The 13,789-nt window shown below is 69.7% G+C and carries 15 protein-coding genes and 1 pseudogene; 10 read left to right on the top strand and 6 right to left on the bottom strand.

Going from position 1 to position 13,789, the window contains the following annotated elements; translation table 11 throughout:
• The first annotated feature begins 7 nt into the window (after positions 1 to 7).
• Positions 8 to 460: a DUF4426 domain-containing protein gene (locus CSC78_RS17550; RefSeq protein WP_162339153.1), complete on the top strand. Its 453-nt coding sequence runs from the start codon at positions 8 to 10 to the stop codon at positions 458 to 460.
• A 115-nt stretch (positions 461 to 575) separates the two neighbouring features.
• Here CSC78_RS17550 and CSC78_RS17545 read toward each other — a convergent pair whose 3' ends face one another.
• The 3 genes from CSC78_RS17545 to pdxH are packed head-to-tail and all read right to left on the bottom strand — an operon-like array spanning position 576 to position 2,421.
• Entirely contained in the window at positions 576 to 1,370 is a 795-nt protein-coding gene (locus CSC78_RS17545; protein WP_162339186.1) for a cobalamin-binding protein, read from the bottom strand.
• A 2-nt stretch (positions 1,371 to 1,372) separates the two neighbouring features.
• Positions 1,373 to 1,822 (bottom strand): aminoglycoside 6'-N-acetyltransferase, encoded by a 450-nt coding sequence (aac(6'), locus tag CSC78_RS17540; protein WP_338015142.1) that lies wholly within the window; start codon positions 1,820 to 1,822, stop codon positions 1,373 to 1,375.
• Positions 1,819 to 2,421, bottom strand: a complete 603-nt coding sequence (pdxH, locus tag CSC78_RS17535) for a pyridoxamine 5'-phosphate oxidase (protein ID WP_162339184.1) — start codon at positions 2,419 to 2,421, stop codon at positions 1,819 to 1,821. Before pdxH ends, aac(6') begins: the two co-directional genes overlap by 4 nt.
• A gap of 31 nt (positions 2,422 to 2,452) precedes the next feature.
• Between pdxH and CSC78_RS17530 the strand changes: the two genes are divergently transcribed.
• The gene (locus CSC78_RS17530) at positions 2,453 to 3,283 is read left to right on the top strand and encodes a kinase (RefSeq protein WP_238391333.1); all 831 of its coding nucleotides are present in this window, start codon (positions 2,453 to 2,455) and stop codon (positions 3,281 to 3,283) included.
• 101 nt (positions 3,284 to 3,384) lie between these two features.
• Here CSC78_RS17530 and CSC78_RS17525 read toward each other — a convergent pair whose 3' ends face one another.
• On the bottom strand, positions 3,385 to 3,588 hold the full coding sequence (locus CSC78_RS17525) for a dodecin family protein (RefSeq protein WP_162339152.1): 204 nt from the start codon (positions 3,586 to 3,588) through the stop codon (positions 3,385 to 3,387).
• 108 nt (positions 3,589 to 3,696) lie between these two features.
• On the opposite strand from CSC78_RS17525, the gene CSC78_RS17520 reads away from it, so the two are divergent.
• From CSC78_RS17520 to CSC78_RS17495, 6 genes are read left to right on the top strand one after another with little or no spacing between them, the layout of a single operon-like run.
• On the top strand, positions 3,697 to 4,239 hold the full coding sequence (locus tag CSC78_RS17520; protein ID WP_162339151.1) for a shikimate kinase: 543 nt from the start codon (positions 3,697 to 3,699) through the stop codon (positions 4,237 to 4,239).
• The gene (gene aroB, locus CSC78_RS17515) at positions 4,236 to 5,339 is read left to right on the top strand and encodes a 3-dehydroquinate synthase (RefSeq protein ID WP_162339150.1); all 1,104 of its coding nucleotides are present in this window, start codon (positions 4,236 to 4,238) and stop codon (positions 5,337 to 5,339) included. The genes CSC78_RS17520 and aroB overlap by 4 nt, the downstream gene beginning before the upstream one ends.
• A 9-nt stretch (positions 5,340 to 5,348) precedes the next feature.
• Positions 5,349 to 5,603, top strand: a complete 255-nt coding sequence (locus CSC78_RS17510; RefSeq protein ID WP_093300856.1) for a WGR domain-containing protein — start codon at positions 5,349 to 5,351, stop codon at positions 5,601 to 5,603.
• 21 nt (positions 5,604 to 5,624) lie between these two features.
• Positions 5,625 to 6,716 carry a uroporphyrinogen decarboxylase gene (hemE, locus tag CSC78_RS17505; RefSeq protein WP_162339149.1) on the top strand — a complete coding sequence of 364 codons (1,092 nt, stop codon included), beginning with the start codon at positions 5,625 to 5,627 and terminating at the stop codon, positions 6,714 to 6,716.
• A gap of 30 nt (positions 6,717 to 6,746) precedes the next feature.
• Positions 6,747 to 7,382, top strand: coding sequence for a hypothetical protein (locus CSC78_RS17500; RefSeq protein ID WP_162339148.1), 636 nt, complete (start codon positions 6,747 to 6,749; stop codon positions 7,380 to 7,382).
• A gap of 3 nt (positions 7,383 to 7,385) precedes the next feature.
• Positions 7,386 to 7,868, top strand: a complete 483-nt coding sequence (locus tag CSC78_RS17495; RefSeq protein ID WP_162339147.1) for a hypothetical protein — start codon at positions 7,386 to 7,388, stop codon at positions 7,866 to 7,868.
• Between the two features lie 6 nt (positions 7,869 to 7,874).
• On the opposite strand, the gene CSC78_RS17490 is transcribed toward CSC78_RS17495, so the two are convergent.
• Together CSC78_RS17490 and CSC78_RS17485 are read right to left on the bottom strand one after the other, a co-directional pair.
• Complete coding sequence (locus tag CSC78_RS17490; protein WP_162339146.1) at positions 7,875 to 8,843, bottom strand: hypothetical protein; 969 nt, start codon at positions 8,841 to 8,843, stop codon at positions 7,875 to 7,877.
• Complete coding sequence (locus tag CSC78_RS17485; RefSeq protein WP_162339145.1) at positions 8,840 to 12,415, bottom strand: hybrid sensor histidine kinase/response regulator; 3,576 nt, start codon at positions 12,413 to 12,415, stop codon at positions 8,840 to 8,842. The genes CSC78_RS17490 and CSC78_RS17485 overlap by 4 nt, the downstream gene beginning before the upstream one ends.
• 144 nt (positions 12,416 to 12,559) lie before the next feature.
• Between CSC78_RS17485 and CSC78_RS17480 the strand changes: the two genes are divergently transcribed.
• A complete protein-coding gene (locus CSC78_RS17480) occupies positions 12,560 to 13,189 on the top strand; it encodes a YceI family protein (RefSeq protein ID WP_162339182.1) in 630 nt (209 codons plus the stop codon).
• A pseudogene (locus CSC78_RS17475) lies at positions 13,186 to 13,722 on the top strand (cytochrome b); the annotation flags it as partial. The gene CSC78_RS17480 and the pseudogene CSC78_RS17475, both read left to right, overlap by 4 nt.
• Positions 13,723 to 13,789: the final 67 nt, after the last annotated feature.

The following is a 13,789-nucleotide window of genomic DNA, read 5'->3' as shown; positions in this document are numbered from 1 at the left end:
GTTTCCCATGAAGCGGATTACCTTGTTGCTCGTCATCGCGTTGCTGTCCGCCTGTTCCGGCGGCGACGCGCCGCGGACCGCCGAGTTCGTGCAGGCCACGCCGGCCGAAGCCGATTTCGGTGACCTGCGCGTGCGCTACAACGCCTTGCCCACGCTGTCGCTGAGCGAGGCGGTCGCCAAGCAGTACGGCGTTCCCCGCGACGCGGGCACCGCGCTAGTCCTGGTCGCCCTGCGCAAGGTGACCGGCGGCGAAGAGGTCGATGCGGATGGCGAAGTCAGCGTCACCGCGCACGACCTGTCCGGCGCGCGGCAGGCCATCACGCTGCGCAAGGTGGATGCCGGCGGCTACCTGGACCACATCGGCACCGCACGCATCTCGCCGCGCGATTCCTACCGCTTCGAGGTGGTGGTGACGTCGGGCGGACGCACTGAAACGGTGAAGTTCCAGCGGAATTTCTGAGGCGAAGCAGCACTGGCCTGTTGTGGGAGCGACGTAAGTCGCGATGAAGCACTGCGGTGGCCTATCGCGACTTACGTCGCTCCCACGTCAGACCATCCGGACATGGAAAATCGCCTCAGCGATGGCGCCCCGCCCAACGCTGGATGATCGCCGCGATCGCCTGCACGCCATCGGTCAGCGCCGCTGGTCCCGGTTGCAGGATCAGCGGCGACTTGATTTCGTGCAGCTCGCCGTCGCGCACCGCAGGGATGGCGTCCCAGCCCGGTCGCGCGGCGACGCGGTCGGGGCGGAATTTCTTGCCGCACCACGAACCCAGGATGATGTCCGGCGCGCGGCGCACCACTTCGCTGCCATCGGCGAGGATGCGGTGTTTGGCCAGCGACTCCTTCGCCATCTCCGGGAACACGTCGTCGCCCCCGGCAATACCGATCAGTTCTGATACCCAGCGGATGCCGGTGATCTGCGGCTCGTCCCACTCCTCGAAGTAGACCGTCGGCCGTCGCGGCAGGCGCGCCGCCTGCGCACGCACGTCGTCCAGCCCGCGCTGCAAGGTGTCGGCGTAGGCGTTGGCCCGTTCGGCCGCGCCGACCAGCGCGCCCAGCCGCCGCACGTAGTCGACGATGCCGTCCACGCTGCGGTGGTTGCTGATCCACACCTCGACGCCGTGCCGGACCAGTTCGGCGGCGATGTCGGCCTGGATATCGGAGAAGCCGATGGCCAGGTCCGGTTGCAGTTTGAGGATCTCGCCGATCTTCGCGCTGGTGAACGCGCTGACTTTCGGCTTCTCCTTGCGCGCCTGCGGCGGCCGCACGGTGAAGCCGCTGATGCCGACGATGCGGTCCTGCTCACCGAGCGCGTACAGCGTTTCTGTCGGCTCCTCGGTCAGGCACACGATGCGCTGCGGGCCGATGCTCATGCGTCCAGCGCCTTGCGGAAGTACACCACGCGCTCGGTTTCCTCGAAGCCGCAGGCCGCGTGCGCCGCATGGCTGGCCGTGTTGTCGAGCAGGGCATCGGACGCCAGCTCGGTGCAGCCCTGTTCGCGCGTCCATGCTTCCACTGCAGCGATCAGCGCGCGGCCGACGCCGCGCCCGCGATGATCGGCATCGACGTACCAGGCCTCCAGGAAGCCGACCGGCGAACCATCGGTGCCATTGACGTAGTCTCGGCGCAGGCTGGCCTCGGCCATGCCGATGGCATGGTCGCCGTCGTCGACAGCGATGAGTGCGATACCGCTGCCGGTGTCCCATGCCAACGCCTCGACCCGGAGTTCGTCGGGATCGGCATCGGGCCAGAGCGCCACGCGCATCGCGGACCACGCATCGATATCGGCCGTGGATGCGGCCCTTACATGGACGTTCAAGGGAACAGCATCCGCTTGCTCCAAGCACCCGCACTGTCGTGCTCGTAGCGCCAGCGCTCGTGCAGGCGGAACTGCGCGCCGTACCAGAACTCGATCGCCTCCGGCGCCACGCGGTAGCCGCTCCAGCCGTCGGGTCGCGGTACATCGCCGCCGGCGAAGCGCGCTTCGACCTCGGCCATGCGCGTGTCGAACGCCTCGCGCGAAACGAGCGTTTCCGACTGGATCGACGCCCACGCGCCGAGCTGGCTGGGGCGAGGCCGCGAAGCGAAGTAGGCATCCGCCTCGGCGTCGCTGACCGGCGTCACCGCGCCTTCCACGCGCACCTGGATGCCGGCCTCGCGCAGGCTGCGCCACAGGAACAGCAGGGCGGCATGCGGGTTGTCGTGCAGCTCGCGGCCCTTCTGGCTGTGCGTATGCGTGTAGAAAACGAACCCGCGTTCGTCGTACGCCTTCAGCAGCACGGTGCGGGCGGAGGGGCGTCCGTCCGGCGTGGCGGTGGCGACCATCATCGCATTCGGCTCGACTTCGGTGCCTGCGGCCTTCGCTTCGTCGAACAGCGTGGCGAACGTGGACAGGGCTTCGGCGTACAGGTCGGTCATGGCGTCGTCAGGCAGCGCCCGCGCATCGGGCATGCGCTATTGTCGCGCGATGGCGCAGGCAACGCATCCCGACGGTTTTCCCGACGCGCTCGTCGCCGACGCGCTGGCTGCGGCACGCGCATTGCCGGCGCGTACGCCGGTGTTCGCGATCAGCGGCCTGCAGGGAAGCGGCAAATCCACCCTGGCCGCGCAGATCGGCGCGCGGGCGGAAGCCGGAGGCCTGCGCGTGGCCGTCCTCTCGCTGGACGATCTGTACCTGACCCGCGACCAGCGCCGGCAGCTTGCCCACGATGTCCATCCATTGCTCGCAACCCGCGGACCGCCAGGCACGCACGATGTCGCGCTGGGCTGCCGGGTACTGGATGCACTAAAGGCGGGCAATGACATCGCCGTGCCGCGTTTCGACAAGCTCGCCGACGATCGCGCGGAGGACGCCTGCACCCGCGTGTGGGGGCGCGTCGACCTGGTGCTGTTCGAAGGCTGGTGTGTGGGTGCGGTGCCCGAGGACGACGCGGCGCTGGCGACGCCGATCAATGCGCTGGAGCGCGACGAGGATGCCGATGGCCGCTGGCGGCGCTATTGCAACGAAGCGCTGCGCCGCGACTATCCCGCCCTGTGGTCGCGGCTCGATGCGCTGTGGTTCCTGCAGCCACCCGGCTTCGACATCGTGCGGACATGGCGCTGGCAGCAGGAGCAGGCGATGGTGGCGCGCGACCCCGCCCGCCGCGGCATGGACCTAGCGCAGCTGGACAGGTTCATCCAGCACTACGAGCGCACCAGCCGGCATCTGCTGGCGACGTTGCCGGGGACGGCGGACCGGGTGATCCGACTGGATGAGGCGCGCAGGCCCGTGGCCAAGTAGATGCAGGGGTGGGAGCGACGTAAGTCGCGATGACGTATCCGGATGTCTCCATCGCGACTTACGTCGCTCCCACGCCGGACTATCGATGCCCGCGCCGCGCCTCACTCCACCACAAAGCTGATCCGCAGGTTGACGCGCCATTCCTGCACGTTGCCGCCGTCGTCGGTGACGACCTTGATCTCGTTGACCCAGGCACCCTTGATGTTCTTCACGGTTTCCGAGGTCTTCTTCAGGCCGACCTTGACGGCATCCTCCATGCTGGTCTTCGACGATGCGTTGACCTCGATGATCTTGGCGACGGACATGGCGCACTCCTGTTCGGTTGCCCGGCACGACGCCGGACGGCCACCGTAGTCCCGCCGGTGTTAAGTCCGCGCCACGTGCGCAGGTGGGCGGTGTAGCATCTGTCCATCATGAATCCGGCCCCCAACCTGATCCTGGTCGGCCCCACCGGGGCCGGCAAGACCTCCATCGGCAAGCGCGTCGCCGAGCGCTTCGGGCTGGTGTTCGTGGACGCGGACCAGGCCATCGTCGACCGCACCGGCGCCAGCATCGCCTCGCTGTTCGAGCATGTCGGCGAAGCCGGCTTCCGCGAGCGCGAAAAGGCGACCCTGCACGACCTGCTGGCCGGCCATGGCCAGCTGGTCTCCACCGGCGGCGGCGCCGTGCTGGATGCCGACAATCGGATACAGATGAAACAACGCGGTTACGTGGTCTACCTGCAGGTAAGCGTGGAGGCCCAGCTGAAGCGCCTGGGCCGCTGCACCAACCGGCCACTGCTGCAGCGCCCGGACCGCGAGCAGGTACTGCACGACATGGCCATGCGGCGCGAACCGCTGTACCGCGAGATCGCCGACCTTACCCTGGACACCGACGGCCTGACGCCCCCGGAGGCGACGGCCCGCCTGACCCAGCTGCTGGCGCACCGCTGGCAACCCATCGAAGAGAACGCATGAGCCACGCACGTACCGTCGATGTCGGCGGCGAGACCCCCTATTCCATCGCCATCGGCCCCGGCCTGCTGGCCGACGGCAACGCGCTGGTGCAGCACGTGCGTGGCCGCCACGTGCTGCTGGTCAGCGATTCCATCGTCGCCCCGCTGTACGCCGGCACCGTGCGTGAAGCCCTGCACGCCGCGCGGCCGGACCTGGCCATCGGCACCTTCATCCTGCCGGCGGGTGAGGAATCGAAGACGCTGGCCCACTTCGGCCATGCCATCGACGCGTTGGCGACGCTCGGCGCCACCCGCGATGCCTGCGTGATCGCGCTCGGCGGCGGCGTGGTCGGCGACCTGGCCGGTTTCGCGGCGGCGTGCTGGATGCGCGGCGTGGATTGCGTACAGGTGCCGACGACGCTGCTGTCGATGGTGGATTCGTCCGTCGGTGGCAAGACCGCGGTCGACATCCCGCAGGGCAAGAACCTGGTCGGCGCGTTCCATCCGCCGCGTGCGGTGTTCGCCGACACCGGCACGCTGGCCACGCTGCCGCCGCGCGAACTGCGCGCGGGACTGGCGGAGGTCATCAAGTACGGGGCGATCCGCGATGCCCGCTTCTTCCAGTGGCTGGAACAGGAGCGCACCGCGTTGCTGGCGATGGACGAGGAAGCGCTGGCCCTGGCCATCGCCGCCAGTTGCGAGCACAAGGCCGAGATCGTCGCCCGCGATCCGCTGGAGAAGGGCGAGCGCGCCCTGCTGAACTTCGGCCACACCTTCGGCCACGCCATCGAGACCGAACAGGGCTACGGCGGCGTGGGCAACGACAACCTCAACCATGGCGAAGCGGTGGCCATCGGCATGGTGCTGGCCGCGCGCCTGTCGGCCGATCTCGGCATGGCGCCGGCCACCGACGCCGACCGCCTGGAAAGCCTGCTGCGCGACTACGGCCTGCCGGTTCGCCTCCCGGCCGGGCTTGCGCCGGAGGCGCTGCTCGCGCGCATGCGCCTGGACAAGAAGAATGTGGCCGGCCGCCTGCGCCTGGTGCTGTGGCGGGGCCTGGGCCAGGCCGAGGTGGTGCCGGACGTGGACGAGGCCCGCGTGCTGGGCGTGCTGTCCGGCTAAAATACCGCCATGCGCGTCTTCCTCCAGCAGCGCCCCGATGCGGGCGAAGCCCCCCGCTACGTCCAGCTGACCCTGCAGCCCGATCTGTTCGGCGGTTGGGAACTGCTGCGCGAGACGGGACAGATCGGCGGCCGCGCGACGCTGAAGCGCGAGCAGTACTTGCTGCAGGACGAGGCCAACGCCGCGTTCGAGAAGGCCCGCGACAGCCATCTCAAGCGCGGCTTCCAGCTGATGTTCGCCCGCGGTGCCGACGCGCCCAAGTAACCCTTTCCGGATCTCCCCCGAATGACCGCTTTGAAGAACGATCGCTTCCTGCGCGCCCTGCGTCGCGAACCCGTGGACCGCACGCCCGTGTGGCTGATGCGCCAGGCCGGTCGCTACCTGCCGGAGTACCGCGCCACGCGCAAGGAGGCCGGCAGCTTCCTCGGCATGGCGAAGAACCCCGACGTGGCCTGCGAGGTGACCCTGCAGCCGCTGCGCCGTTTCGACCTGGACGCGGCGATCCTGTTCTCGGACATCCTGACCATCCCCGATGCGATGGGCCTGGGCCTGTACTTCGTCGAAGGCGAAGGTCCGAAGTTCGAGCGCACCGTGCGCAGCGCCGCCGACGCGGCGAAGCTCGGCGTGCCGGACATGGAAACCGAGCTGCGCTACGTGATGGACGCGGTACGGGTGATCCGTCGCGAGCTGGACGGCAAGGTGCCGCTGATCGGCTTCTCCGGCAGCCCGTGGACGCTGGCCTGCTACATGGTCGAAGGCGGCGGCGGCAAGGACTTCGCCCGCATCAAGGCGATGGCGCTCAACGATCCGGAAACACTGCACCAGCTGCTGTCGGTCAACACCGATGCGGTGATCGCCTACCTCGCCGCACAGCGCGCGGCCGGTGCGCAGGCGCTGCAGGTGTTCGACACCTGGGGCGGCGTGCTGAGCCCGGCGATGTACCGCGAATTCTCCCTGCCCTACCTGCAGCGCATCGCACGGGAACTCGACCGTGGCGCCCTTCGACAGGCTCAGGGCGAGCTGGACGAACATGTGCCGCTGATCCTGTTCGGCAAGGGCACGGCGGCGTATCTGGAAGACCTGGCCGCCAGCGGTGCCGATGGCGTCGGCGTGGACTGGCTGGTCGAACTGGGCGAGGCCGCGCGCCGTACGCAGGGCAAGGTCGCGTTGCAGGGCAACCTGGACCCGGCCACGCTGTACGGTTCTCCCGACGCGATCCGCCGCGAAGTCCGCCGAGCGCTGGACAGCTACCGCGACGGCAATGGCGGCTCGCGCGACGGCCACGTGTTCAACCTCGGCCACGGCATGTCGCCCGACATGAATCCCGACCACGTCGCCGTGCTGGTGGACGAAGTCCACGCTTACAGCGCACGCTGACGCACCCGTTCCACCCGCCGGAGTGACGCAATGGACTGCCGCCACCTGCTCGCGCCCGCTGCCGCCGGCCTGCTGCTGGTGGCCGGCGCGCGTGTCCGTGCCGAGGACGCGGGGGCTGCGCGGATCATGCACGTCACGGGCGGCGATTTTCCCGCGCTGGTGATGGTGGTGCCCGGCGACCATGCCGCGCACGGACCGGACGCGACCCCGGCCTGCGACCGCATCCGCGCACGCCGCGCGGATGAACTGCCGCCCGGGTGGCGCACGCGCGTGGCGCGCGTCGAACTGGACTGCGAAGACACCCTGGCCGACGACGACCAACGGACCCTGACGGCAGTGACCGCACGCGCGGTGCTGCACCCGGATCGCGTCCAGCTTGCCGGCCAGCCGGTCAGCGAAGTCCGGCTGATGGATTCGCAACGCTGGGGCGATCACCAGTACGTGCTGGCCGCGCCGTTTCCGACCGCGGGGGCCGTGATCCGACGCTTCGTCGAGGACACCTGCCTGGCGCGGACACTGGCGGAAGAATCCCCTGCCACCGCCTGCACCATGCAAGCCACCGACGACGGCTTCTACCTGCCGTCGTCCGATGCCGGCGGCATCTGGATCCACGCGGATCCCGACGACGCTGCGCGCATCCTCTATGTCGAAGCCTGGGCAGACTGACCGATGCGCCTGTTCCCTCTTGCTTGCCTTCTCGTTCCGGCCTCCGTGGCCCTGGCGGGCGAACCCGCCTCCTTCGCCGGCGATTACGGCCACGGTGCGACCCACGACGCAGACGAAGTCGTCTGGCGCGTGCAGGACACGGGCACGGGATGGCGCCTGACCTCCACCGGCGATGGCGGGGTGGTCGACGCGCATCGGCTGGACCGGCAAGGGCGGACGGCGTTCTGGAACCGCATGGGCTGGCCTGCCGACAGCAGCCGCGATGCCGACTGCCTGACCTGGGGCGAGAAGCCGGCCTCGCTGGACGACCTGCTCGCCGACACACCGCCTGCCCCCGTCGCCGCCGGCGGGGACTACGGCTTGGGCGTACTGTGCCGGGTGCCGTTGGCCGCTCGCATCCAGACCGGCTGGCTCGGCGACCAGGCCAGCGACTGGTTCTACTACGACCCCGTCGCCGGCGTGATGGAAGCGCGCCGGCTGCGCTGAGCCGCGTCAGCCTACGCCGGCGCGCGGGCTGCGCAGGCGGGGCGTGCTGCCGTCGCTACGCTCGGGCGGTGCGCGGTACTCGAAGCGCAGTTCGCGCATGCCGTCGGGCACCGCCGGCGTCATGTCCTCCGGCGGGTTGCAGCCTGCGATCCAGCGACCGCTCGTGCTGTACGCCAGGAACTGGGCGATCACCGCCTCGGACGAACCGGCGTCCACCGCTTCGACGCGATCGGCGAAGCCTACCGCCCGTGCCGCGCCCTCACTGCCGATGTTCACCAGCGCTCCTGTTGCCTTGGGATCCGGCGCCGCCACCTGCACGATCGGCGGCGGCATCCAGCACTCGCCCGTGCTGTACAGCCGGGTTTCGCGCACCAGTCGCGTGCTGAAGTCCTTCAGCTCGGCGTGCAGGGACTCGGGCGTGTGCGACGCGGCCTCTCCGCTGTAGCGGCCCTTGATGTAGTACAGGTCCTTCGCCAGCAACGTCATCGCCGACGCATAGCGCGTGCCGTCGCGGGCGAGCACGAAACCGGCCGAGTACAGCGTGGCGGGCCGACGATCCTTGTCTCCGGAGAGCGCGATGTGCGACGTCTCCAGTTCGCCCGCCGGCAGCCCTTCGTTCCCCGGCGACGCGCGGATGCCGTCCACCGTTCCCTGGGCCATCGCACGCACGTGCTCATCGGGCACGATGCCGGCCGGGTAGAAATAGACGTCGATCCAACGGTCGCGCAGATCGCCATGCTGGTAGCGCACCGAAGCACCCGCCTCGGCCTGCTCGTACCGGTGCTCGTCGCGGGCGGTCCACTGACCGATCGTCAGCGGATACAGGATCCTGCTCTCTTGCAGGAAGCCGCCAAGGAACGGACGCTCGGCCTGCGTGTCGTCCGCCGGCGCGTGCGAAGAAGCGGAGAGTGCCGCCAGCCCGAAGGCGAGCCCCATGAGAATGCCGCGTGCTTTCCGGTGTCGTCCCTGGATCATGTGTCCTCTCCTTGTGTGTTGTTGTGCGGGGCGGTTGCCTCCCCGACCGCCCTGGCGATCACGTCCGCCAGCATGTCGCCGGTGACCGGCTTGCGGACGAAATCGTCGAACCCCGCCTGCCGCGCCATCGGTTCGGCTTCGGCGTCGGGGCGCGCGGTCAGGGCGACCAGCGGCGTGGACACGCCCTGCAGGCGCAGTTGCCGCGCCAGCGCCATGCCATCCAGTCCCGGCAGATCGAGGTCGAGGAATGCCACGTCGAACTCGGTCGTGACCACGTCGGCCAACGCCGCCAGTCCGTGCGGCGCATGCGTCACGCGATGGCCGCGCGCGCGCAGCAATCCGGCCACGACATCGGCCACCGTCGCGTCGTCCTCGACCAGCAGGATGTGCAGCGGCCCGACCTGTGCCGCCTGCAGCGGCGGCGGTGCCGGCACCCCCTGCCCGTCGCCTCCGGCCTCCTCCTGCAGGGCCGGCAGTTCGACGGAAAAGCGCGTGCCCCTGCCGGGCGCGCTGTCGACCTCGATCCGCCCGCCCATCGCCACCGCCAGTTCCTGGCAGATCGCCAGGCCCAAACCGCTGCCGCCGTAACGCGCCGTCGTCTGCGCGCCGTCGGCCTGCTCGAAGCGACGGAACAACCGGGCCTGCTGCTCCGCATTGATGCCGGGGCCGGTATCGCCGACCACCAGCCGCACGCCCTGCGGCGCCAGCGGCAGTGCATGCAGCGACACATGGCCGGACTCGGTGAACTTGATCGCGTTGCCGAGCAGATTGAGCAGGATCTGCCGCAACCGCAGCGGATCGCCACGCACCATACGCGGCACGCCGGCGGCGATGCCGTCCTGGAAATCGAGGCCACGCTTGCCCGCGACCGGCCCCATCAGCGCGACGACGTCGGCGATCAGCGCGTGCAGATCGAATTCGACCTGCTGGAGCTCCAGCTTGCCCGCTTCGATCTTCGCCAGGTCCAGCGCATCGTTGACCAGCCGCAGCAGGTGCGTGCCCGCGCGCTGGATGGCATCGGCATAGCCCTTCTGCCGCTCATCCAACGGCGTGGCCTGCAGCAGTTCCGTCATGCCGAGCACGCCGGTCATCGGCGTGCGGATCTCGTGGCCCAGCGTGGCCAGGAAGCGGGTCTTCGCCAGCGATGCCTGTTCGGCCACGTCGCGCTTGTGCTCGGCCAGCTGCCATGCGCTGCGGCGACGCACGCGCCGCCGGTACGCCGCGGCGGCGGCGAGCAGCAGCAGCACCCCCACGAGCGCGAACAGCGCCAGCCCCCACGCACTGCGCCACCACGGCGGTAGCACGTGCACGGGCACCAGCAGTTCGCGCGAGGCATTGCCGGCGGCGTCGAAGGCCTGCACCCGCAGCCGGTAACGGCCGGGCGTGAGCGCGGAGAACACGCGCTCGCCGCTGGCGCCCTGGTCCACCCAGCCGCTGTCGAACCCCTCCAGCAGCGAGCGGTAGCGGTTGCCCAGCGGATTCTCGTAGCTCAGCAGTCGCGTGCCGACGAGCAGTTCGTGGTCCCCGGGCTGCAGGACGAGGGGCTGGTCGATCCGCAGGGCGAGCACGTCGTCGCCGCGGCTGATCTGCAGACCGTCGAGTACCAGGTTCGGCGTCACCGGCCGCGGGTCCGGCAGCTGCGTGTCCAGCAACGCGACCGAACCGTCGGCCGCGGTCGAGACCAGCAGGCCGTCCCGCGTCATCAACAGTCCGCGGTCGTTGAGTTCCTGGCTGAGCAGTCCCTCGCGCACGCCGAAGTTGCGCAGCAGCGCACGCGAGCCGTGCAGGTTGGGGTCGATGCGGAACAGACCGCGACGCGTGCCCAGCCACACCCGCCGTTGTGGATCCACCACCAGGCCGGTCGACTCGACCGCCGGCAGCCCTTCCTCCGCGCCGATCCTGCGTTCGCGCACCCAGCGGGTGCCGTCGCGACGCCACGCCTCCACGCCCGACATGCGATGCAGCCAGAGGCGGTCGGCATGCTCGAAGGCGAACGCATACACGCGCTCGCCGCCCATCGCGCCCACCGGGGCGAAGCGGTTCGCCGCCTCGTCCCACACCATCATGCCGGCAGCACCCCCCAGCCACACGCGTCCGTCGGGCGCGACGGCGAGGCCCTCGATGTCGGGCAGGCCGCTGCCATCCTCCTGCTTGACGATGGTGCGCAACACGCGTCCATCGGCGAGGTCGCGCTGCTGCACGCTGCCCATCTGCGTGACCAGCCACAGCGTGCCGTCCTGCGCTTCGACCAGCCAGTCGATCGACGTACCGTCCGGCACGGCGTCCTGGCCCTGCTGCGCCCATTGCCGCAGCGCACCGGTCCGCGGATCGACGCGGATCAGTCCGTTGCGGTGGCCGATCCACAGCTGGCCATGGCGGTCCTGCCGCAACGACGTCAGCCGCAGGTCGCCGAGCAGGGCGGCGTGCTGGGGCAAGGGCACGACATGGCCGCCGCGGGTATCCAGCCGTTCCAGCTTGCCGGTGCTGCTGCCGATCCAGAGGCCACCGTCATCGGCCTGCGACAGGCCGCGATAGAGGCCGCCGCCGAGTCCCTGCGCGGGCGAGAACGCCGCGATGCGCCGCCAGTCCGACCGCAGGTACGCCAGGCCGCGCGTCGGCACCGGCACCCACAGGCCACCGTCGGGCAACACCAGCACGGTCTGCAGCACGCGGCCGATGCCCACGCTCTGCGCGTCGTAGTTCACCGGTGCCGGAGCGAGGTCGCCCTCCGTGCGCCACAACCCGCCCTGGCTGGCCAGCCAGTACTCGCCTTCGCCATCGCTGGTCATCGCGATCAGTGCATTGGGCCGCGCGAACATCGGCGACCACGGCGGCGACGTCCATCCGCCCTGTGGCGACCAGCGATGCACGCCGTCCGACGCGCCCACCCACATCGCCTCGTTGTCGGCGGTCACCGAATAGACGATCAGGCCACTTCCCGTGGGCAGCGCAAGGCGCTCGACATGCGTGCCGTCGTAGCGCGCCAGGCCGCCCATGGTGCCGATCCACAGCACGCCCTTCGCGTCGAAGGCGAGCGACAGCACGTTGTCCGACGGCAGGCCCTCGCCGCTGTCGGGCGACGCCGCGTAACGGGTGATGCGCCCGTCCGCCGACAGCCGGTGCAGTCCGCCACCGAAGGTCCCGAACCACACGTCGCCGCCCCGGCTGGCGATCGCGAACACATCGTCGCTGCCCATCTGCGGATGGTCGGCCTTCCGGTAGTGGTGGAAGCCGCGACGGTCCACGCCCATCACGCTGAGGCCGCCGTTCTCGGTCGCCACCCAGATCCGGTCCGCGGCATCGATATGCAGCGCCTGCACGACGTTGCCGGGCAAGGAGGCGGGATCGGCGGGATCGTGCCGCCAGACCTTGAAACCGACGCCGTCGTAGCGGGCCAGGCCGTCCCAGGTCGCGACCCACAGATGGCCGGCGCGGTCGCGCGCGAGCGCGGGGATGGTCGTGGACGGCAGGCCGTCGCCTGCACCCAGCAGGCGGAAGCGCGGAATCTCGGGCACCGCGGCGTACGACAGCGCGCTCAGCAGGCAGACCAGCAGCAACCACCATGCGCGCATCGCCATTCCTGTCCGCCCCTCGTTCCCTGATCGACCCCGTCCGGCATCGTCGCAACGGACCGTTGCACGTGCAAGCGGGGTATCTTCATGGGCCGGCCCATAGAATCCGTCCCCATGCCCGGACCCACCGCCCGCCGCCTGCTGATGCGCAGCCTCTGTCTGCTGGCGCTGTTGCCTGCGACCTCCTACGCGCGCGACGCTCTGGCCGAGTACCGGCTGGATCCGGTCCACACGCGCGTGATGTTCGCCATCTCGCATGCCGTCTTCTGCTTGAAAAACACGGTCTCCGGCAGCACCGGCACGCTGGTGTTCGATCCGGACGACTGGACGCGCGCGCGCGTCGACGTGCGCGTGCCGATCTCCCGCGCCGACCTGGGCGATGCCGACTGGAACAAGGCCACCCTGGCGAAATCGCTGCTGGATGCCGAAGGCCATCCGGAAGCGCGCTTCGTCTCCACGCGGGTGGAACCGGTCGACGCCACGCATGCGAAGGTGCATGGCGACCTCAGCCTGCGCGGCGTGACGCGTGAAGTCGTCCTCGACGTGACCCTCAACGCCGCCAAGCGACATCCGATGCCGCCATTCCGGCGCACGGTCGGGTTTTCTGCCACCACGACACTCAGCCGTGCCGACTTCGGCATCACCGCGTGGAAGTCGGTGATCGGCGACGCGGTGGAACTTCGCATCGAAGCCGAGGCCACCTACGACGGCAAGGCCGGCGACGACGCGACCGATACGCCCCCTTCCTCTTCCATTGCGGAGCCGACGCCGTGACACTGAAGAACACCGAACACCACTGGGGCGCGGTCAGCCAGCTGTTCCACTGGACCATCGTCGTGCTGATCCTGGTGATGGCCTACCTGGGCCTGACCATGGGCGACCTGCCCAACGGCCCGCGCAAGATCAACATCTACGCGCTGCACAAGTCGATCGGCCTGACCATCTTGGCGCTGGTCGTGTTGCGGGTGCTTTGGCGTGTCTACGCCGGGGCGCCTGCGCCGGTCGCCGGTACGCCGACCTGGCAGCAGCGCATCGCCTCGGTGACGCATTTTCTGCTGTATGCGCTGCTGTTCGCGATTCCGCTGTCGGGCTGGGTCCTGAACTCGTCCGCCGGCTATCCGCTGCAGTGGTTCAAGCTGTTCAACCTGCCTGCCATCACCGGCCGCAACGACGGCGTGCACGAGGCCGCCGAGGGCGCGCACGAACTGCTGTTCTGGGTGCTGGCGGTACTGGTGCTGGCGCATGCCGCCGCCGCGTTCCACCACCACTTCTTCCAGGGCGACGCCACGCTGCGCCGCATGCTGCCGGGCCGACGCGCCGCCGTGGCAGCATGCGGCGCAGCGTGGCGTCGCCCTGGAAGAAGTGGTGGTGGAA

This window comes from Pseudoxanthomonas japonensis (assembly GCF_010093445.1).
In the GTDB taxonomy this organism is placed as follows: Bacteria; Pseudomonadota; Gammaproteobacteria; order Xanthomonadales; family Xanthomonadaceae; genus Pseudoxanthomonas_A; species Pseudoxanthomonas_A japonensis.
The sequence above is the reverse complement of the archived record's forward strand: the minus strand, read 5'-3'. Positions and strand labels throughout refer to the sequence as shown.